Below are 19,195 nucleotides of genomic sequence, written 5' to 3'. Positions count from 1 at the left end.
GGTGGGGCGGCCCGCGCCGGTCAGCCCGGCAGGGCGACCGCGTCGGCCTCCGGCCATGCGCACTGGGCGGAGAGGCGGGCGGCGAAGACCGCGTCGAGGCGCCGCCGCTCGGCCTCGACGGCCGGCCCCCGCGTCGCCACCGGCCGGCAGCGGCCCGGCACGCCCGCCGGCACCAGGTCCGGGTCGTGCAGGGCGCTGGCGGAGCCCTCCTCGAACCAGGGCCGGCTGCCGAGGTCGAGGTAGCTCTCCGCGGCCAGCCCCTCGGCCAGCAGCAGGTCGTGCGCGTCCAGTTCCACGTGCCAGTAGGTGACGCGCGCCGCCGGCTCGCGCGCGATGCTGGTGCCGTTGATCAGGCACATCACCGGAACCAGCACGCCGCCCTCGCCGTCCGCCCCGGCGCCGACCAGCACCGGGTGGCCGGGCGAGAGCAGGAGGTCGCGCGCGGGCAGACCCGCCCCGAACGCCCCCGCCCGCACCCGCACCGGATGCTGGTCGGGGGAGAGCGGGCCGGCGAGCTCGCGGTGGCCGATCCAGACGATCGGGCGGGCCCGGCCCGAGGCCGTCACCGCCGCGTCGCCCACCCGGAGATCCTCCACCGCGACCGCTGCCTCGACCCCGTCCCGGACCACGGCGATGCGGGTCCCGGTGGCGAAGCAGACCGGCGGGTCGAAGGTGATGTCCTGGACGTTGGTCAGCCGGTCGATGGCGCCCGTCGCCGTGTTGGTGACGGTGGCGCTGGCGGCGCCGGTCCTTTCGACGCTGTAATTCGCCCTGTCGCCCTTGATGACCACCCTGTTGGTGCCGCCGCCGCCATCGATCGTGTCGCCGTCGCCGTTCAGGATGAAGGTGTCGTCGCCCGCCCCGCCGACGGCCTTGTCGATCCGCGTGTTGTAGGCGATCCCGATATTGTTGACGAGCAGGCCGCTCGCGCTGGCACTGGAGAAGCTGCCGGGATTCAGGTTGATCGTGCTCGGCGTATCGAAGCCGGACAGATCGAGCGTGTTGTTGGTTCCGGAGTTGTAGAGCGTGACGATCGGCACCCTGTTGACGCTGAAATCAAAGAGCAGCCGAGACGCATCCGATATATTGCTGTTGAAACCGTAAACTTGGCCGCCCGAGAAGGTCGAACTCTTGGAAGCGCCGTAGAGGCGCTGGGACGCCAGAATGTCCAGCATCATCGGCGATTGCGCACCGCCTTTGAACTCGGCGCCCTTGTAGTAGCTGGTCCACTGCGTGCCCTGGACAGGGTATTTGTCGAAATACGGCGCAGCCGAATCCTGGGGATCGATGTACGACATGATCGACCAGGATTGCGTGTCGTAGGCGGAGAACTGCCCGGACGCGTCGTAGCTCCCGTTGTAGCGCCCGGCGTGACCGAGGCCGAGCGCGTGGCCCGTCTCGTGGACCACGGTGCCGATCTGGCTGGGCGCACCGATGCTGGAGATCTTGAACGCCGCGTCGTCCGCCGAGACGTTGATCTGGACCGCGCCGCCGCGCGTGTGGGGCGCCATCTGGGTCGGAAGGTCCGTCACGCCCCTGCCGGGCACGCTGTAACCGTTCGACGGAACGAACGTATCTCCGTTGGCCTCGGGCGTGTTGCTGATCTGGATGCTCGCCGCCGCGCTCCAGGCGACCTCCTGGAACTTGATGTCGGCGATGTCCGACCACAGGGTCAGGGCCGCCTTGTAGGCGGCCTGCGCCTCGACCCCGACGCTGGAATCGAAGGCGTAGCTGACCACGCCGCCCGGCGTCCCGGCCTTGCTCGTCGCCGCGATCGGCGAGCCCTTGTCGTCGTTGTACCACTTCGAGATGTAGGCTCTCGGCGGATTGAAATTATATCCTTCGACATTATAGGTGAAATACGTGTTGTTGGCGACGGCGCCGCTTCGGTCGACGCCGGAGATGAAGGTGATTTCGTCTTCTTGCGCCGACGTCAGATCGTCCATCGTCATCTCCCGGTGATGGGCCGGCGCCGGGCCCGCACGGCTGGTCGGGGCAGGCGCGCGGGCCGGTGGCGGCATTGGTGCGGCGGCCCGAGGAGGGGGCCGAGGTCGCGTCGCCGCAGCCCGGTCCGGGGGACCGGGCGGCGCCCTTACGCGCGGGCGGGCCGCCCGGCACGGCGGCCCGCGCCGGTCAGCCCGGCAGGGCGACGGCCCCGGCCTCGGGCCAGGCGCACTGGGCGGAGAGGGAGGCGGCGAAGACCGCGTCGAGGCGCCGCCGCTCGGCCTCGACGGCCGGCCCCCGCGTCGCCACCGGCCGGCAGCGGCCCGGCACGCCCGCCGGCACCAGGTCCGGGTCGTGCAGGGCGCTGGCGGAGCCCTCCTCGAACCAGGGCCGGCTGCCGAGGTCGAGGTAGCTCTCCGCGGCCAGCCCCTCGGCCAGCAGCAGGTCGTGCGCGTCCAGTTCCACGTGCCAGTAGGTGACGCGCGCCGCCGGCTCGCGCGCGATGCTGGTGCCGTTGATCAGGCACATCACCGGAACCAGCACGCCGCCCTCGCCGTCCGCCCCGGCGCCGACCAGCACCGGGTGGCCGGGCGAGAGCAGGAGGTCGCGCGCGGGCAGACCCGCCCCGAACGCCCCCGCCCGCACCCGCACCGGATGCTGGTCGGGGGAGAGCGGGCCGGCGAGCTCGCGGTGGCCGATCCAGACGATCGGGCGGGCCCGGCCCGAGGCCGTCACCGCCGCATCGCCCACCCGGAGATCCTCCACCGCGACCTCGCCGCGCGACGTCAGGATCCGCGTGCCCGCGGCGAAGCACAGGGCCGTGGGCGTCTGCGAGATATCGCCCTTCGAGACCGTCGCACCCTGCTGATAGGCATTATTCGTGAACAGGTAATACGTGAAACCGCCGCGCTTGCTCGGGAGCCTCGCCACGATCCCCGGATTGTTGAGCGTCCTGCCGTAATAGGTTTCGCTCGGCTTGAAGATGGTCCCGTCCGGCGCCACGACCTGGAACTTCTCGTCCGCAACGTCACCGAGCTGCGTCGTGTCGTCCGACGGCGAATCCGCGATATCGCTGATCGTGTAATTGCCAGATTTGAAAATCGACCTGATCACCAAATCATTGCTATCGGCCACAGGGTCGAGATTGATGGCGTATCTGAAAGTCAAGGACGGAGAAGATCCACCGGACATGAGGCACCCCTAAGATCGACGTGGACGAGGGTCGGGACAATCTGCTCGGCCAGCCGAGCCCATCGGAGATCTCCGGATGAGCCTCTGGCCGGTCCGCAGGTGATGACGCGGCCGTCCGGGAGGAACGACCGAACCCGCCCGAGCGGGAGCGGACGTGGTCGACTCGGAGCGATCCGGGGGCGACGGGATGGCCGTCGCGTCCGCGAGGCGTTCCGACGCCCCGCGCCCGCACCCTCGCCGCAGCCGATCCGCCGAAGGTCGGCGGACCCGTTCCAGACATGCGCCCATCCGTTCCGATCCGACGGCTTCCGAACCACCTGTGGGGCGAGAGCGCCGGAATCACACGCCTCGGCCCGAGATTCCGCTTCCGCCCGAACGGCCGCCGGTCGCGCGGGCCGGGACACTCCGGCCCGCGCGGGGCCGACGGGGCGGTGGCGCGGCACGCCTTGCCTTGGCCGTGCGGGCTGCCCATTTCCGCCGGATGCCGCACGTCCTGCCGACCGATCGACCCATCCCAGCGCCCACGGCCGTGGCGGACGGGTCGGAGGCCGGCGGCATCCCGATCGGGCTGTTTCGCGCCTGCGTGGCCCTGCGCGACTGGCTGCTGAGCGAGGGCGCGCGGATGCCGGAATCCGGCGACCTGCTCGCGGGCCTCGCCGAGCGCCTCAACGACCTCGGCCTGCCGGTCGATCGCGCCACCACGGCGATCGACGCGCTCCACTCCGAGTATTCCGGCGTCGGCCGGTTCTGGACCCGCGAGGGCGGCGTCAGCTTCCGCCTGTTCCCGCACGGCGAGGCCACCGACCAGGCGCTCGCCCGCTCACCCTTCGCCCACATCTTCGCCACCCGCGAGTGGCTGCTCCTCGACCTCGACCGCACGCCCGACGACCGCTTCAGCATCATCCCGGAGCTGAAGGCCAGCGGCTACCGCCACTACGTCGCGATCCCGATCTTCTTCACCAACGGCACCAACAACGGCATCACCTTCGCGACGCGCAGCCCGCGCGGCTTCACCGCCGAGAACCTCGCCATCCTGCGCTTCATCGTGCCGACCCTGTCGGCCGTGATGGAGATGCGCGGCCTCAACACCCGGCTCGATCAGGTGCTGCGCATCTACGTCGGGGACGGGCCGCACCAGGCCATCCTGTCGGGCTCGATCCGGCGCGGCCAAGTCGAGCGCATCCGCTCGGCGATCCTGTTCGCCGACATGCGCGGCTACACGCAGCTGAGCGGCACGCTGACGCCCGAGGCCTCGGTCGATCTCCTCAACACCTACTTCGACTGCTTGGTGCCGCCGATCGAGAGCGAGGGCGGCGAGGTGCTGAAATACATGGGGGACGGCCTGCTGGCGATCTTCCGCGAAACCGGCGACGGGCTGGGCGGGGCGGCCCAGAGCGCGCTCACCGCGGCCCAGACGGCGCTGCGCCGCCTCGACGAGGCGAATGCGGCCGGGCGCTTCCCGGCCCGGATCGCGGCCGGCATCGCGCTCCATCACGGCGAGGCCGCCTACGGCAATGTCGGCTCGGGCGCGCGCCTCGACTTCACGGTGATCGGGCGCGACGTCAACCTCGCCAGCCGCCTCGCCAAGCTCAACAAGCTCCTGGGCGAGCCGCTGCTGATGTCGAAGCCCTTCGTGGACTTCCTGTGGGGCGACCCCGAGCCGGTGGGCTGCCATCCCCTCGACGGCTTCGCGGAGAAGATCGCCCTCTACCGGCCCGCCCGGAGCGGTTGACGGGGCGCCGTCCCTCGCCCACATTCCGTCCGTTCCAGGGAGATCCCCGACAAGGGGCTGAGACACCGATGGACCGGCCGCGGCCGGTCAGCGCGGAAATCCTTCGAACCTGATCCGGCTCATACCGGCGTAGGGATTGGACGGGGTCCGCGGACCCGGGCGCTTCAACACGTTTCGTGGCGCAACTCCAATCTCGACGGGCCACCGTGGAGACGAGGGTTGCTGATGTCTTCTCCATCCCCGATCGGGCGCCGCCGCGCCGCCCCGGGCGGGCCCGAAGGCGGGCCCGCAGCCGATCCCGCCAACGACCGCCTGCCCGAGCGCGCCGACGTGGCGGTGGTGGGCGGCGGGCTGATCGGCCTGGCGATCGGCTGGCGGCTGGCCGAGGCCGGCCTCGCGGTCGCGGTGCTGGAGCGGGGCAGGGCGGGCGACGGGGCGAGCCTCGCGGCCACCGGCATGCTGGCCGCGGCGGCCGAGCACGAGCCGGGCGGCGACGCGCTGCTGCCGCTGGCGCTGGAGAGCCAGCGCCTCTGGCACCCGTTCCGCGACGCGCTCGAGGCCGCCTCCGGCCTCGCCGTCGATTACCGGAGCGAGGGCACCCTGGTGATCGCCCTCGGGCGCGACGAGGTCGAGCGCCTGCGCTTCCGCCACGACCTGCAGCGCCGGGCGGGGCTCGACGTCGCGTGGCTGTCCGGTCCCGAGGTGCGCGCGCGCGAGCCCTCCCTGCGCCCGACCGTCACCGCCGGCCTGTTCTGTCCCGCCGACCACCAGGTCGACCCGGTCCGCACCGTGGCGGCCCTGCGGCGCGCCCTGCGCGGGGCGGGCGGGCGGCTCGTCGAGGGTTGCCCGGTCCTGTCCCTCGAGCGCGAGGGCGGGCGCGTCACCGGCGTGATCACCGCCGGCGGCTCCCTGCGGGCCGGCACCGTGGTGCTCGCCTCCGGCGCCTGGGCGGGCGAGGGGAGCCTCGTGCCCGACCTCGCCCTGCCGGTGCGGCCGCTCCGGGGCCAGTCCCTCGCCCTCCGGGTCGGCCCGCGCAGCGGCCGGCTCGACCACGTGGTCTGGACCGAGCAGGTCCACATGGCGCCGAAGGGCGACGGCCAGCTGATCGTCGGCGCCACCGTGGAGGAGATCGGCTTCGACGCGAGCCTCACCGCGGGCGGCCTCTACGCCCTGCTGGAGGGGGCGCGGCGGGCCTTCCCGGGCATCGAGGAGATGCAGGTGGAGAACGTGTGGTCCGGATTCCGCCCGACCTCGGACGACGACGCGCCGATCCTCGGCGAGGCGCGGCCCGGCCTCGTCCTCGCGGTCGGCCACCACCGCAACGGCGTCCTGCTGGCGCCGGTCACCGCCTCGGCCATCGCCGGCCTGATCGGCGGCGGCGCGCTGCCGCCCGTCGCCGCCCCCTTCGGCCCCGCCCGCTTCGCGCCCCGGACGGCGCGCCTCCAGAGGCTGCCATGAAGCTCACCGTGAACGGCGAGGCCCGCGAGAGCGAGGCCGCCACCCTCGACGCGCTCTGGCGCGAGGAGACCGCCGCGCTCGACCTCGCCGGCCCGCAGGGCTTCGCCATCGCCCTCAACGGGGCGGTGGTGCGCCGGCCGGACTGGGCCGCGACGGCGCTCCGCGAGGGCGACCGCGTCGAGATCGTGCGGGCCATGCAGGGCGGCTAGCGCCGCTGCAGGGCGGCTAGCGCCGCCGCAGGGCGGCTGATGCCGCCGGCCCGCGCCCGGGCTCGGCCCGGGGGAGAGGCGCGCCCCGAGCCGCGCCGCGTCACAGGAGTCCCGCATGACCACACCCACCCCCCTCGCCCCGGACGGCGACGATCCGCTGGTGATCGCCGGCACCCCCCTGCGCTCGCGCCTCCTGATCGGCACGGCCGGCTACCCGACCCAGGCGATCATGGCCGAGGCGGTGCGCGCGAGTGGCGCCGAGATCGCCACGGTGTCGATCCGCCGCGTCTCCCTGCGCGGCCACGGCTCGGACACCGTCTCACTTCTCGCGGGCCACCGCTTCCTGCCGAACACCGCCGGCTGCGAGACCGCCCGCGACGCCGTGATGACCGCCGAACTCGCCCGCGAGGCCCTCGGCACGGCCTGGATCAAGGTCGAGGTGATCGGCGACCGCGAGACGCTCTACCCGGACGTCGCCGAGACCCTCGAGGCCACGCGCCAGCTCGTCGATGCCGGCTTCGTGGTGCTGCCCTACTGCAACGACGACCCGGTGGTGTGCGCCCGGCTCGCCGATCTCGGGGCCGCCGCCGTGATGCCGATGGGCTCGCTGATCGGCTCGGGGATGGGCGTCGCCAACCCGGCCAACCTGGAGTTGATCTGCCGCCGCTCGCCGGTCCCGGTGATCGTCGATGCGGGGATCGGCACGGCCTCGGACGCGGTGATCGCGATGGAACTCGGCGCCGCGGCGGTGCTCCTCAACACGGCGGTCGCGAAGGCGGACGACCCGGTGCGGATGGCCCGGGCCATGCGCCACGCGGTCGAGGCGGGGCGCCTCGCGCACGGGGCCGGCCGGATCCCGCGCCGGGCGCGGGCCGAACCGTCGAGCCCGCAGCTCGGCCTCGTCGGCTCGTGAGGCCGCTGCCCGCCCGGCTCCTCGTCGTCAGCGACCGGCACGGCTCGGACCGGCCCCTCGTCGCGCGGGTCGCGGCGGCGCTGGCGGCGGGCGCCCGCTGGATCTGGCTGCGCGACCGCGACCTGCCGGAGGCGGAGCGCGCGGCGCTCGCGGGCGAGCTCGCCCGGCTGGTCGGCGAGGCCGGCGGGACGCTCACGATCGGGCGCGATGCCGGGCTCGCGGCGCGGGTCGGGGCGGGGGGCGTGCAGGCCGGGGACGCGGCGGCCGCCGCGGCGGCCCGGGCGCGGCTCGGCCCGGGGGCCCTGGTCGGGGTCTCGGCCCACTCCCTCGCCGAGGTGCGGGCGGCGCGCGAAGCGGGCGCCGACTACGTCACGCTGAGCCCGATCTTCGCCACGGCGAGCAAGCCCGGCTACGGCCCGGCCCTCGGGCCGGCAGCCCTCGCGCCGGCGGCGGAACTCGGCCTGCCGGTGGTCGCGCTCGGCGGGATCACCCCGGAGACCGCCTCCTCCTGCCTGGAGGCGGGGGCCGCCGGCATCGCCGTGATGGGCGGGGTGATGCGGGCGCGGGATCCCGGCGCGGCGGTCGGCGCGCTGCTGGGGGCGCTCGCGATCGGGCGCGGGCCCGCACCGACGCGGCGGTGAGTCGGGCGCGCGCGCCCTCAGCCCTCGGCGGCCGGTCCGTAGGGCGGGCGGGGAATCGCCCGGTGCGCCGCCCGCAGGGCCGCCGACCAGCGCTCGCGCAGGTCGTGGAAATACGGCTCGCCCGCCTCGATCCGGTGCACCACCTCCATCCGGACGGTGTTGCGGCGGATCACCACGAAGTCGATCGGCAGCCCGACCCCGAGATTCGACCGCATGGTCGAATCCATCGAGATCAGCCCGACCTTCAGCGCGTCGTAGAGGTCGGTCCGGTAGGTCACCGCCCGGTCGAGGATCGGCTTCCCGTACTTGTGCTCGCCGATCTGCAGGAAGGGCGCGTCCTGGCTGCAGGACATGAAGTTGCCGGCCGAGTAGATCATGTAGAGCCGCATCGGCCCGTCGCCGATCTGGCCGCCGAACAGGAACGACACCTCGAAACGCAGCTGCGCCGCCTCGAAGCCCTCGCGCTCGATCGCCCGCACCCGCCGGATCGCCCGGCCGATCAGCTGGGCGGCCTGGAACATCGTCGGGGCGTCCATGATGGTCTCGACGGCGCCGGTCTCGGGATTGGCGACGCCCTCGGTGAGCAGCGCCACCACCGATTGGGTCACCGACAGGTTCCCCGCCGAGGCGAGCGCCAGCACGCGCTCGCCCGGCACCTCGAACAGGTGCAGCTTGCGGAAGGTCGAGATGTCGTCGAGACCCGCATTGGTGCGGGTGTCGGCGATCATGACGAGACCCTCCTCGACCAGGATCCCGACGCAGTAGGTCATGGCTCAGCGCTCCCCCGGCCGCCGCCGGCGCAAGTCCGCCGCAACCCTCTCAGAGCCGCCGGACCGGGTCCAGAGATGAAACGCGGCTCAGCAGCCGCCGAGGAACCGCCGCGCCCGGTCGAGCCAGCGCCGCCCCGACGTCTCCACGGAATCCGCGACGAGGGCGCCGGCGATCACCGAGGCCGTCATGGCGAGGAGGTGCGCGAGCGGGAGATCGAACGGGATGGCCATGGTCGGGATCGTCTGAGCGCGTGGGGCCGGGCGGTCGCGGCGCGCCCGCGCGGGCGCTCCGTGGCCGGAGGCGTCGCCCACCGTTAAGGCGCCGCGTCCCCGAGGCAAGGTGGCAGCCGGGTGCGGCGGCGGATTCGCCCGCGCCGTCGCAATTGCGCCACGGGCGGGGTCAGGACTGCGATTGCGCCTATGCCTGGGCCTGGGCCTATGCTTGGGCCTGGGCCTGGGCCTGGGCGCGCACGTCGTCGACCACCACCCGCACGGTCATGGTCTCGGTGCCGCCGCCCAGGCGGCTGCCGCGCACCGGGGCGGCGTCGAGGTAGTCGAGCCCCACCGCCACCCGCAGATGCGCCTCCGTGGCGGAGATGCCGAAGCAGGGGTCGAACCCGACCCAGCCGAGGTCCGGGACCAGCGCCTCGGCCCAGGCATGGCCCGCCTCCTGGGCCGGCGTCCCGGCCCGGTAATAGTAGCCCGAGACGTAGCGCACCGGGATCTCCAGGTGGCGCGCCGCCGCGATGAAGATGTGGGCGAGATCCTGGCCCACGCCCTTGCGCAGGCCGAAGGCCTCCGCGGCCGTGCTGCTCGAGTGGGTCGGGCCGCCCGGGGCGTAGGCCACCTCCTGGTGGACGGCGTCCACCAGGGCGTGAAGGCGGCCGAGCGGCTCGCTGGCGCCCGCGGTGACGTCGTCGGCGAATTCCCGGATCGCCGCGTCCGCGGCGGCGAAGCGCGATTCGCGCAGGTAGAACAGGTCGGGCAGGCGCTCGACCGCGCCCCGCACCACCCCGTGCGTCTCGCTGGTCTCGACCTCGCCGGTGACCCGCACCACCAGCGCCTCCTCGGGCCCGTCGGCGCTGTAGACGTGGACGATGTTGCCGAACCCGTCCTCGCGGCGGCTCAGGCGCCCGTCCGCGGTCGGCTCGATGCGCCAGAGGCGCACGTGCTGGCCGTCGTGGTCGCGCGGGGTGAGGCGCAGGATCTGGATCAGGCCGCGGGCCGGGGAGTCGTACTCGTAGGCCGTCTCGTGAACGACGCGGATGCGCATGGGAACCTGTGGCTGGGGCGAAGCCGGGAAGGGGCCGGGCGGGGCAACCGCCCGGATCGCCATCACACGAGGTACTGCTCCGTGATGGCTGCGCCGAGGCGGTTATTGTCCTGGATGAAGCCCTGGATGAACTCGTGCAATCCCCCGGCGAAGATGCTCTCCACGGAGGCGCTGTCCAGGCGGGCCAGCATGTTGCTGGAGAGGCGCTGGGACGGGCCGCGCCGGCCGTAGGCGTCCGCGATCAGGTCGAGGTGGCGCACCAGCATCTCGTAGCAATTGGCCAGGGAGCGCGGCATCTGCCGGTTCAGGATGAGCAGGTCCGCCACCAGCCAGGGCTTGATGCTCTCCCGGTAGACCCAGTGATAGGCGGTGAGCGCCGAGACCTCGCGCAGGATCGTGGTCCACTGGAAGTAGTCGAGGCTGCCGCCGACCCGCTCAGTCTCGGGCAGGAGCACGTGGTACTTCACGTCGAGGATGCGGGCGGTGTTGTCCGCGCGCTCGATGGCCACGCCGAGCCTCGTGAACCAGTAGGCATCGTTGCGCAGCATGGTGCGGTAGGCCGAGCCGTCGAAGGCGAGGGACACGCCCTTCACCCAGTCGAGGAAGCGGGCGAATTCCTCGCGGCTGAGGTCGCGCCCCTCGTAGGAGCGCAGCGTCAGCCACGCCTCGTTGATCGATTCCCACATCTCGACCGTCAGCGCCGTGCGGACGCTGCGGGCGTTCTCGCGGGCGGTCTGCAGGCAGGAGCGGATCGAGGACGGGTTGTGCGGGCTGAAGGCGAGAAAGTCCCGCACCGTGTGCTCGTTCACGCTGTCGTAGAGCGGCTTGAACACCTCGGCGCTGCCCGCCGAGGCCAGGGCCGAGGCCCATTCGTTGCTCTCGCCGCCGCCGTAGCTCGCCGGCAGCGCGGTGAGGCGGAGGGCGGCGTCGAGGATGCGGGCGATGAAATCCGCCCGCTCGCTGTAGCGGGAGAGCCAGTAGAGGTTGTCGGCGGTGCGGGAGAGCATGGGGCGCGCTTCGGAAGAGGATGGGCGGGGGACCGGGGCGGGGCGCGCCGTCACGCGTCGAGGACCCAGGTGTCCTTGGTGCCCCCGCCCTGGCTCGAATTCACCACCAGCGATCCCTCCTTGAGCGCGACCCGGGTGAGGCCGCCCGGCACGATCCGGATCTCGTCGGCCCCGGTCAGCACGAAGGGCCGCAGGTCGACGTGGCGGGGGGCGACCCCGGAGGCCACGAAGGTCGGGCAGGTGGAGAGGGCGAGCGTCGGCTGGGCGATGAAGCCGTCCGGCGCGTGGCGCAGCTTGCGGGAGAACTCCTCGATCTCGCGCTTCGTCGCGTGCGGCCCCACCAGCATGCCGTACCCGCCCGAGCCGTTGACCTCCTTGACGACGAGGTCGCCGAGATTGGCCAGCACGTGGGCGAGGGCGTCCTTCTCGCGGCAGCGCCAGGTCGGCACGTTGTGCAGGATCGGATCCTCGCCGGTGAAGAAGCGCACGATCTCCGGCATGTAGCTGTAGACCGCCTTGTCGTCCGCGATGCCGGTGCCGACCGCGTTGGCGAGCGTCACGCTGCCGCTCTGGTAGGCGCTCATCAGCCCGGGCACGCCCAGCACCGAATCGGGCCGGAACACCAGCGGGTCGAGGAAGTCGTCGTCGATGCGCCGGTAGATCACGTCGACGCGCCGCGGCCCCTCGGTGGTCCGCATGTAGACCACGTCGTCCCTGGTGAAGAGGTCGGAGGCCTCGACCAGTTCCACCCCGAGCTTGTCGGCCAGGAAGGAGTGCTCGTAGAAGGCCGAGTTGAAGCGGCCGGGCGTGAGCAGCACGACCGTCGGGTCGCGGGCGGCGCTCTTGGGGGCGAGGCTGCGCAAGGTGGCGAGCAGCGCGTCCGGATAGGCCTCGACCGGCGAGACCCGGTGCTTCGAGAACAGTTCGGGGAAGAGGCGCAGCATCACCTCCCGGTTCTCCAGCATGTAGGAGACGCCGGACGGGGTGCGGGCGTTGTCCTCCAGCACGTAGAACTGGTCCTCGCCGGTGCGCACGATGTCGATGCCGGCGATGTGGACGTACTTGCCGTGCGGCACCTCGAAATCCCGCATCTCCAGCCGGTAATGCGGGTTGCGGTAGACGAGATCCCCGGGGATGATTCCGGCCTTGATGCATTCCTGCGGCCCGTAGATGTCGGCCAGGAAGGCGTTCAGCGCCGTCACGCGCTGCTTCAATCCGCGCTCCAGGAAGCCCCATTCGGGCTTGGTGAGCACCCGCGGAATGATGTCGAACGGGATCAATCGCTCGGTCGATTCATTGTCCCCGTAAACCGCGAAGGTGATGCCGATGCGCCGGAAGAACAGCTCGGCCTGGCTGCGGCGCGTGTTGAAGTGTTCGGGCGGCGTCGAGTCGAGCCAAGTCTTCAGGGCCGCGTAGGCGCCGCGGACTGAGGATTGGTCGCGTCCGCTCCCGGGGATTCCGTTCATCTCGTCGAACGCGCTGAGCGGCATGGGCGTCCCTCTGGTTGGCCCGGAAGCTAGACGCAAGACGGGGGCCAAGGCAAAGGAAATGCGCCGTTGGGGCATGGGGTTCGCGGGGATCGGGGTTGGCGGGGCCGAATCTTGCGATCAAATGCGAGCCGCCCCCTGCCCAATCCGTGGGCAGGTCCGGTCATAGGCAAGTCCGGCCCTGGGCAAGTCCGGCCCTAGGCAAGTCCGGCCCCGTGACCCGTCGGGACCGGCCGGGCCGCGCCGTCAGATCAGCTTGAGGCCCTTGAAGCTCGCGTGGCCGTCCCGCCCGACGATGATGTGGTCGTGCACGACGATGCCGAGGGGTTCGGCGGCCCCCACGATGTCCCGGGTCATGCGGATGTCCGCCTGCGACGGGCTCGGGTCGCCCGAGGGGTGGTTGTGCACCAGGATGAGGGCGGTGGCGGAGAGTTCGAGGGCGCGGCGGACCACCTCGCGGGGATAGACCGGGGTGTGGTCGACGGTGCCGCGCCCCTGCACCTCGTCGGCGATCAGGCGGTTGCGCTTGTCGAGGAAGAGGATGCGGAACTCCTCGCGCGGCGCGAAGGCCATGGCGGCCCGGCAATAGTCGAGGACCGCGCTCCAGGAGGAGAGGAGCGGGCGGTCGGCGACGGCGCCGCGGGCGAGCCGCCGTCCCGCCGCCTCCAGGATCTTGAGATCCGCGACGACCGCGGGCCCGATGCCGTCGATCTCGGCGAGGCGCTCGGCCGGGGCGGTGATCACCTCGGCGAAGCTGCCGAAGCGGGCGATCAGCGCCTTGGCGATCGGCTTGACGTCGCGGCGCGGGATCGAGCGGAACAGGACGAGTTCGAGGAACTCGTAGTCGGGCAGCGTGTCGCCCTGCGCGAAGCGCGCCCGCAGCCGCTCGCGGTGCCCGTGGTAGTGGGGCGCCTCGCCGGGAGCCTCTGCCAGGCCCCCGGGCCGCTCCGGCGGCCTGCCTGGCCGCTCCGGCGGCCTGCCGCGGCGCATGGCCCCGCTCAGGCGGGCGGGCGCGGCAGGTCGAGGCCCTTGGGCGACAGGGTGAAGATCTCGACCCCCGTCTCCGTCACCGCCACCGTGTGCTCGAACTGGGCCGAGAGCGAGCGGTCGCGGGTGACGGCGGTCCAGCCGTCGGAGAGCACCTTCACGTGGGGCCGGCCGAGATTGATCATCGGCTCGACGGTGAAGAACTGGCCGGGGCGCAGCACCACGCTGTAGCTCGGCTCGACGTAGTGCAGGATGGTCGGCGCGTCGTGGTAGCTGCGCCCGAGGCCGTGGCCGCAGAAGTCGCGCACCACCGAGCAGCGCTCGGCCTCCGCGTAGGCCTGGATCGCCGCGCCGATGTCGTTGGTGGTGGCGCCGGGCTTGATCGCCGCGATGCCGCGCATCATCGCCTCGTGGGTGATCTCGCACAGGCGCGCGGCCCGCCGCGGCACCTCGCCCACATAGGCCATGCGGCTGGAATCGCCGTGCCAGCCGTCGACGATCAGGCAGATGTCGAGGTTGACGATGTCGCCCTCGCGCAGGGGCTTGTCGTTCGGGATGCCGTGGCAGACGACGTGGTTGATCGAGGTGCAGATCGATTTCGGGTAGCCGCGGTAGAACAGCGAGGCCGGATAGGCGCCGTGGTCCATCGCGAAGGTGTAGGCGAGTTGGTCGAGGGCCTCGGTGGTGACGCCGGGCGCCACCGCCTCCATGAGCAGGTCGAGGGCCTCGGCGGTGAGCCGGCCGGCCTTGCGCATTGCCTCGAAGGCCTCCGCCCCGTGGATCGGCGGCTCCTGGCGGCGGCCGGTCTCGGCCGTCCTCTGCTCGTCACGACTCATGGAACCGGATCCGGCTTGACGGGGTGCGCGGGCTGCGGGCGTGCGGTGGATGTAGGCTCTTCCGGCACGGAAGCCAAGCGCGCCGCGGCGCGCACCGCCGCATGTCTCCCCCGCGCGCGGCGCCCCGCGCCGCGGGCCCGCGCTCAGCGGGGATCGACCCAGGGCGCCGGCGCGGCCCGGGCGACCCGGGCCGGCGGGGCGGCCCGCGCGGGCCGCGCCGTCCGCACCCGCGCGGCGCGGCGGCGCAGGTGCCGGCGGGGCTTGGCGGTCTCGCCCCAGGCGGCGCCCACCAGCCCGCCGACCACGGCGCCGATCGGCCCGGCCACGACGGCCCCGGCCACGACCCCGGCGCCGGCCCCGATCGCCGTGCTGCTCTGGGCGAGGCCCGGCCGCGGCACCAGGAGCGCGGCCGCGGCGGCCCCCGCGATGATCCAGCGCCTCATGCGGGTCCCCCTCGTCCTCGCGCCTGTCGATGGCGGAGCCGTCGCAGGGGATCGTGTCGAAAGCAGGACCGGCGACGCGCCGCCCCCTAGGCGCCCCGGGCGGGAGGGGCTAGAGGGACGCCGAGAGCCAAGCTCCAGGCAGGATCCCCGCGATGGCAGACAAGGCCGTACCCCACTTCCACAACCAGGACGGCGCCCGCGTCATCCACGTCGGTTCGAAGGAGTTCATGTGCATCGGGGCGCTGCCGCCCTTCGACCACCCGCACGTGTTCCTCGACATGGGGGCGGAGAGCGAGATCATCTGCCAGTACTGCTCGACGCTGTACCGCTACCGCGGCGACCTGAAGCCGGGCACGGCCGACCCGGCCTCGGCGGTCTGGGACGATCGCGCCCGCCTTGCCGCCGAATAAGCCGCTCCCGGACGGGCCGGGCCTCCGGATCGCGATCGCCGGGGCGGGGATCGGCGGGCTGACCGCCGCCCTGGCGCTCGCGGCGCGCGGCCACACGGTCACCCTCGTCGAGCGCCGCACCGCCTTCAGCGAGGTCGGGGCGGGGCTGCAGCTCTCGCCCAATGCGAGCCGGCTCCTGACCGATCTCGGCCTCGGGCCGGCCCTGCGCCGGGTGGCGGGCGAGCCCGCCCGGGTGCGGATCCGCGGCCTGGCGAGCGGGCGGACGATCGGCGAGGTCGCGCTCGGCGCGGCAATGCGCGAGCGCTTCGGGGCGCCCTACCTGGTGATCCACCGGGCGGACCTGCAGACGATCCTGCTCGACGCGGTGCGCGGCCGGCCCGGCATCCGGCTCCTCGTCGGGCGCGCCGCGACGGGGTTCCGCGAGACGGCCTCGGGCGCGAGCCTGACGGTGGAGAGCGCGGGCGGCCGGGCCGAGACCCTCGAGGCCGACCTCGTCGTCGCGGCGGACGGGATCCGCTCGGCCCTGCGGGCGCGCCTCGACGGCGGCGCGCTGCGGCCGGTCGGGGCGGCGGCCTGGCGCGCGACGCTGCCGCGCGGCCAAGCGCCGGGCGCCCTGCAGGGGGACGAGACCGGCCTCTGGCTCGGCCGCGGCCGGCACGTGGTGCATTACCCGATCGCCGGCGGCGAGCGGATCAACGTCGTGGCGGTCCTGCCGGACCGGCGCGACGAGGCGGATTGGAGCGCGCCGGGCGATCCGGCCCGGCTGCGCGCGGGGTTCGCGGACGCCGCGGCCCCGCTCGCCGAGCTGCTGGCGCAGCCGCGGGACTGGCTGGTCTGGACCCTGGCGGACCGGCCGGCGGCCCGGCCGATGGCCCGCGGGCGGCTCGCGCTCCTCGGCGACGCGGCCCATCCGGTGCTGCCCTTCCTGGCCCAGGGGGCGGCGCTGGCGATCGAGGACGCGGCCGTGCTCGCCGCCTGCTTGGCGGGCGCCCCGGTGCCGCAGGCCCTCGCGGCCTACGCGGCCGCGCGCCGCCCGCGGGCGCGCCAGGTTCAGCATCAGGCGCGCCGCAACGGGCGCGTCTACCACGCGGGCGGGCTGGTGGCGGCGGCGCGCGACGCCGTGATGGCCCGGCTCGGCCCCGCCCGCATGACCGAGCGCTACGCCTGGCTGTACGGCTGGAGGCCGGCCGAGCCGACCGGCGCTTGATCTGCGCCCCGGCGCCGGGGTAACCGGGGCGGGCGCGGACGTGGCGGAATCGGTAGACGCACGAGACTTAAAATCTTGCGGCCGCAAGGCCGTGCGGGTTCGAGTCCCGCCGTCCGCACCAGCACTCCTGCTCCGCCCGGTGCACGCGCGGCTGCTGGAGCAGCTGAGGGCCTCGGGCAAGCTGTTCGCGGACAAGACCACCGCGCCGGTGCTCGATCCCAGACGCGGTCGCACGAAGACGGGCCAGCTTTGGGCGCATACCCTTGTCGACCGGCCCTGGGGCGGGCTCGACCCGCCCGGGGTGGCCTACGTCTACGCGGCCGATCGCACGGCCAGGCGGCCCATTGCGCACCTCGCCCGCTTCCACGGTGTGCTGCCGGCGTGGGGACTGCCGCTTGGCCGTGGGCCACATCGCGGCGCTCGCGGGGGCGTGCGAGACCCTGGTGAGGAACGCCCTGCGCGAGGCTGCCCACCTCGGCTTGGTGACCGTCTAGGGGCGCGCCATCACCGGCTGGCGGAATGACACGAACGTGGTGCGCCTCGTGTCCGAGGAGTGGTGCTCCTGGCTGCGCCTCGCCGAGGGCCGGCAGACACCTGCCCCGACGCCCCGATGGCCCCTCAACCAGGGCGCCCGCAGGGGTCGTGTCCCCAGGCGTGGTGTAGCTGCGGCGTGGCCACCACAGTCACCGGGCGGGGCCGGGACGATCAGGCTGCCAGGGTGGGCAGGCTGACAAGAGGATCATCGCTGATCGGGGCGATGCTTTCCAGGGTCAGGTAGCGGGCGCGCTGGACGGCCCACTCGTCGTTCTGTTCGAGCAGGAGCGCGCCGACCAAGCGGGTGATGGCCGCCTCATTGGGGAAGATGCCGACCACCTCGGTGCGCCGCTTGATCTCGCCGTTGAGGCGCTCCAGCGGGTTCGTGCTGTGAAGCTTGACCCGGTGGGCGGCCGGGAAGCCCATGTAGGCCAGCACGTCGGGTTCCGCCTCATGCATCAGGGCTGCGAGCTTGGGCACCTTGGGTCGGAGTTGGTCGGCCACGCGTCGCCATTGCTGACGGGCGGCCTCCGCGTCGTCCTGGGCGAAGGCGGTGGCGATGAAGGCGGACACGACGCGCCGCCCGCTGCGGCCAGCGTGGGCGAGCACGGTCCTCATGAAGTGGACGCGGCACCGCTGCCAAGTCGCGTTCATCACCTTGGCGACCGACGCCTTGAGGCCCGTGTGGGCGTCCGAAATCACCAGCTTCACACCGCGCAGGCCGCGGCGCGCCAGCTTGCGCAGGAACCCGGTCCAGAACGTCTCAGCCTCGGAGGGGCCAATGTCCATGCCGAGCGCTTCCCTGCGGCCGTCGCTGTTCACACCGACCGCCACGATCACGGCGACGGAGACGATGCGCCCGGCTTGGCGCACCTTCACGGAGGTCGCATCGATCCAGAGATAGGACCACTCGCCCTCGAGCGGCCGGTCGAGGAACGCGCCCACGCGCTCGTCGATCTCCTGGCAGAGCCGGCTGACCTGGCTCTTGGACACGCCCGTGCCGCCCATGGCTTGGACGAGGTCATCCACCGAGCGGGTCGAGATGCCCTGGATGTAGGCCTCCTGGATCACCGCCGTGAGTGCCTTCTCGGCCATCCGGCGCGGCTCCAGGAAAGCCGGGAAGTACGAGCCCTTGCGCAGCTTGGGGATGCGCAGCTCGACCGTGCCGGCCCGCGTCTGCCAATCCCGGTCACGATAGCCGTTGCGCTGGACCAGCCGCTCGGCGCTCTTCTCGCCGTGGGCCGCCCCGGTCAGGCCGCCCACCTCCAGTTCCATCAGCCGCTCGGCCGCAAAGCCGATCATCTCGCGCAGCAGGTCGGCGTCGGCGCTCTTCTCCAGCAGCCCGCGCAGGCTCATCATCTCGTCGGTCATCGGAGGTCTCTCGGGTTCGAGGTTGGTGCTCGCACCCCGACCCTACCCGGCAACCGCCGATGACCACCCCGCGAGAGATCCCGCCTGCTTCGGCGCTGTGGAGGGCGCGCAGGCGGGCTCTCTCGCTCCCGTCGAGCTACACCACCACCAGGGACACGACCCCCGCAGGTCTGCCGCCTCGCTCGTGGGGGGTGGGTGCAGATCTGTGCAGGACACGCTTACTGATAGGGATAGACCTGTAAATCCAGGGCAGCAGAACCCGGGTCGGGCTGCCGGGGGGCAGGGTCGCAGGGCCGTCAGCGCCACCTAGAGGTGCGGGTCAGGATTCGCGGAAGCGGGGCGCGGCAGGGCCGGAAGCTCATGCGTGGCCGTCATGCAACGGGCCGCGAGCGTCCGCTTAGCCGAACGTGAAGGGCCACCCGGGCCAGGGTGCTATGCGATCGGTCGTTAACCATTTCGGGCCACCGTTAACCCAGTGGCAACCCGCCATCCGTCTCGCGTCAAAGCCCGCCCGGCGGCCTACCGGGCGGGCCTCGTCGTCTCAGAGCCCTGATCCGTCGCGGCGCGTTCTGCCCGCCCACGTGATAAGTGGATGGCGGCCCAGCACCTGCCCGCGGCCCGTGGGGGAACATCTACCAGCTACAGCCATTCGCCCCGCCAGGGGCCAACGTCGCGTCGCCTAAGGCCGTTCGCCTAACTCGCCCAAAAGCAAGGTCCGGACGGAACCGTGGCGATTATGGGCCAGGAACGCCGGACGGACCCCGGCTCGTCCCAGCGCCCTA

At 72.8% G+C, this 19,195-nt stretch carries 18 protein-coding genes, 1 tRNA gene, 1 pseudogene and 1 riboswitch; of the genes and pseudogenes, 9 read left to right on the top strand and 11 right to left on the bottom strand.

Going from position 1 to position 19,195, the window contains the following annotated elements:
• Positions 1–20: 20 nt before the first annotated feature.
• Both M446_RS39830 and M446_RS32800 read right to left on the bottom strand, forming a co-directional pair.
• Positions 21–1,946: a Hint domain-containing protein gene (locus M446_RS39830; RefSeq protein ID WP_012336393.1), complete on the bottom strand. Its 1,926-nt coding sequence runs from the start codon at positions 1,944–1,946 to the stop codon at positions 21–23.
• 187 nt (positions 1,947–2,133) lie between these two features.
• Complete coding sequence (locus M446_RS32800; protein WP_012336392.1) at positions 2,134–3,060, bottom strand: Hint domain-containing protein; 927 nt, start codon at positions 3,058–3,060, stop codon at positions 2,134–2,136.
• A 556-nt stretch (positions 3,061–3,616) separates the two neighbouring features.
• On the opposite strand from M446_RS32800, the gene M446_RS32795 reads away from it, so the two are divergent.
• The 5 genes from M446_RS32795 (at position 3,617) to M446_RS32775 (ending at position 8,088) form a co-directional block, all read left to right on the top strand.
• Entirely contained in the window at positions 3,617–4,867 is a 1,251-nt protein-coding gene (locus M446_RS32795; protein ID WP_012336391.1) for an adenylate/guanylate cyclase domain-containing protein, read from the top strand.
• A gap of 27 nt (positions 4,868–4,894) precedes the next feature.
• A riboswitch (TPP riboswitch) is annotated at positions 4,895–5,021 on the top strand.
• A gap of 71 nt (positions 5,022–5,092) precedes the next feature.
• Positions 5,093–6,325 carry a glycine oxidase ThiO gene (thiO, locus tag M446_RS32790; protein WP_012336390.1) on the top strand — a complete coding sequence of 411 codons (1,233 nt, stop codon included), beginning with the start codon at positions 5,093–5,095 and terminating at the stop codon, positions 6,323–6,325.
• A complete protein-coding gene (gene thiS, locus M446_RS32785) occupies positions 6,322–6,534 on the top strand; it encodes a sulfur carrier protein ThiS (RefSeq protein WP_012336389.1) in 213 nt (70 codons plus the stop codon). Before thiO ends, thiS begins: the two co-directional genes overlap by 4 nt.
• A 115-nt stretch (positions 6,535–6,649) precedes the next feature.
• Positions 6,650–7,447, top strand: coding sequence for a thiazole synthase (locus tag M446_RS32780; RefSeq protein ID WP_012336388.1), 798 nt, complete (start codon positions 6,650–6,652; stop codon positions 7,445–7,447).
• A complete protein-coding gene (locus M446_RS32775) occupies positions 7,444–8,088 on the top strand; it encodes a thiamine phosphate synthase (RefSeq protein ID WP_012336387.1) in 645 nt (214 codons plus the stop codon). Before M446_RS32780 ends, M446_RS32775 begins: the two co-directional genes overlap by 4 nt.
• A 17-nt stretch (positions 8,089–8,105) precedes the next feature.
• Here the strand turns inward: M446_RS32775 and M446_RS32770 are convergent, their stop codons facing one another.
• From M446_RS32770 to M446_RS32740, 8 genes are all read right to left on the bottom strand, one after another.
• Entirely contained in the window at positions 8,106–8,858 is a 753-nt protein-coding gene (locus M446_RS32770; RefSeq protein WP_012336386.1) for a peptidase, read from the bottom strand.
• 87 nt (positions 8,859–8,945) lie between these two features.
• Complete coding sequence (locus M446_RS38445) at positions 8,946–9,089, bottom strand: hypothetical protein (RefSeq protein WP_012336385.1); 144 nt, start codon at positions 9,087–9,089, stop codon at positions 8,946–8,948.
• Positions 9,090–9,294: 205 nt separating this feature from the next.
• Positions 9,295–10,131 (bottom strand): transglutaminase family protein, encoded by an 837-nt coding sequence (locus tag M446_RS32765; protein WP_012336384.1) that lies wholly within the window; start codon positions 10,129–10,131, stop codon positions 9,295–9,297.
• A gap of 62 nt (positions 10,132–10,193) precedes the next feature.
• Positions 10,194–11,138, bottom strand: a complete 945-nt coding sequence (locus tag M446_RS32760; RefSeq protein ID WP_012336383.1) for an alpha-E domain-containing protein — start codon at positions 11,136–11,138, stop codon at positions 10,194–10,196.
• A gap of 50 nt (positions 11,139–11,188) precedes the next feature.
• Positions 11,189–12,628 (bottom strand): circularly permuted type 2 ATP-grasp protein, encoded by a 1,440-nt coding sequence (locus M446_RS32755; RefSeq protein WP_012336382.1) that lies wholly within the window; start codon positions 12,626–12,628, stop codon positions 11,189–11,191.
• Positions 12,629–12,871: 243 nt separating this feature from the next.
• A complete protein-coding gene (radC, locus tag M446_RS32750; protein ID WP_012336381.1) occupies positions 12,872–13,615 on the bottom strand; it encodes a RadC family protein in 744 nt (247 codons plus the stop codon).
• An 8-nt stretch (positions 13,616–13,623) separates the two neighbouring features.
• Positions 13,624–14,448, bottom strand: coding sequence for a type I methionyl aminopeptidase (gene map, locus M446_RS32745; RefSeq protein WP_012336380.1), 825 nt, complete (start codon positions 14,446–14,448; stop codon positions 13,624–13,626).
• A gap of 143 nt (positions 14,449–14,591) precedes the next feature.
• Positions 14,592–14,891 carry a hypothetical protein gene (locus tag M446_RS32740; protein WP_012336379.1) on the bottom strand — a complete coding sequence of 100 codons (300 nt, stop codon included), beginning with the start codon at positions 14,889–14,891 and terminating at the stop codon, positions 14,592–14,594.
• A gap of 152 nt (positions 14,892–15,043) precedes the next feature.
• Here M446_RS32740 and M446_RS32735 point away from each other — a divergent pair, with 152 nt between their 5' ends.
• From M446_RS32735 to M446_RS39825, 4 genes and pseudogenes are all read left to right on the top strand, one after another.
• A complete protein-coding gene (locus M446_RS32735; protein WP_012336378.1) occupies positions 15,044–15,301 on the top strand; it encodes a zinc-finger domain-containing protein in 258 nt (85 codons plus the stop codon).
• Positions 15,288–16,508 (top strand): FAD-dependent oxidoreductase, encoded by a 1,221-nt coding sequence (locus M446_RS32730; RefSeq protein ID WP_012336377.1) that lies wholly within the window; start codon positions 15,288–15,290, stop codon positions 16,506–16,508. The genes M446_RS32735 and M446_RS32730 overlap by 14 nt, the downstream gene beginning before the upstream one ends.
• A gap of 34 nt (positions 16,509–16,542) precedes the next feature.
• Positions 16,543–16,629 (top strand) — tRNA-Leu (locus M446_RS32725).
• Positions 16,600–16,824 (top strand): annotated as a pseudogene (locus M446_RS39825) (IS66 family transposase); the annotation flags it as partial. The gene M446_RS32725 and the pseudogene M446_RS39825, both read left to right, overlap by 30 nt.
• A 389-nt stretch (positions 16,825–17,213) precedes the next feature.
• Here the strand turns inward: M446_RS39825 and M446_RS32715 are convergent.
• The gene (locus M446_RS32715) at positions 17,214–18,413 is read right to left on the bottom strand and encodes an IS256-like element ISMtsp13 family transposase (RefSeq protein ID WP_012330183.1); all 1,200 of its coding nucleotides are present in this window, start codon (positions 18,411–18,413) and stop codon (positions 17,214–17,216) included.
• Positions 18,414–19,195 lie beyond the last annotated feature (782 nt).

The sequence above is a fragment of the Methylobacterium sp. 4-46 genome (assembly GCF_000019365.1).
Lineage (GTDB): Bacteria > Pseudomonadota > Alphaproteobacteria > Rhizobiales > Beijerinckiaceae > Methylobacterium.
The sequence above is the reverse complement of the archived record's forward strand: the minus strand, read 5'-3'. Positions and strand labels throughout refer to the sequence as shown.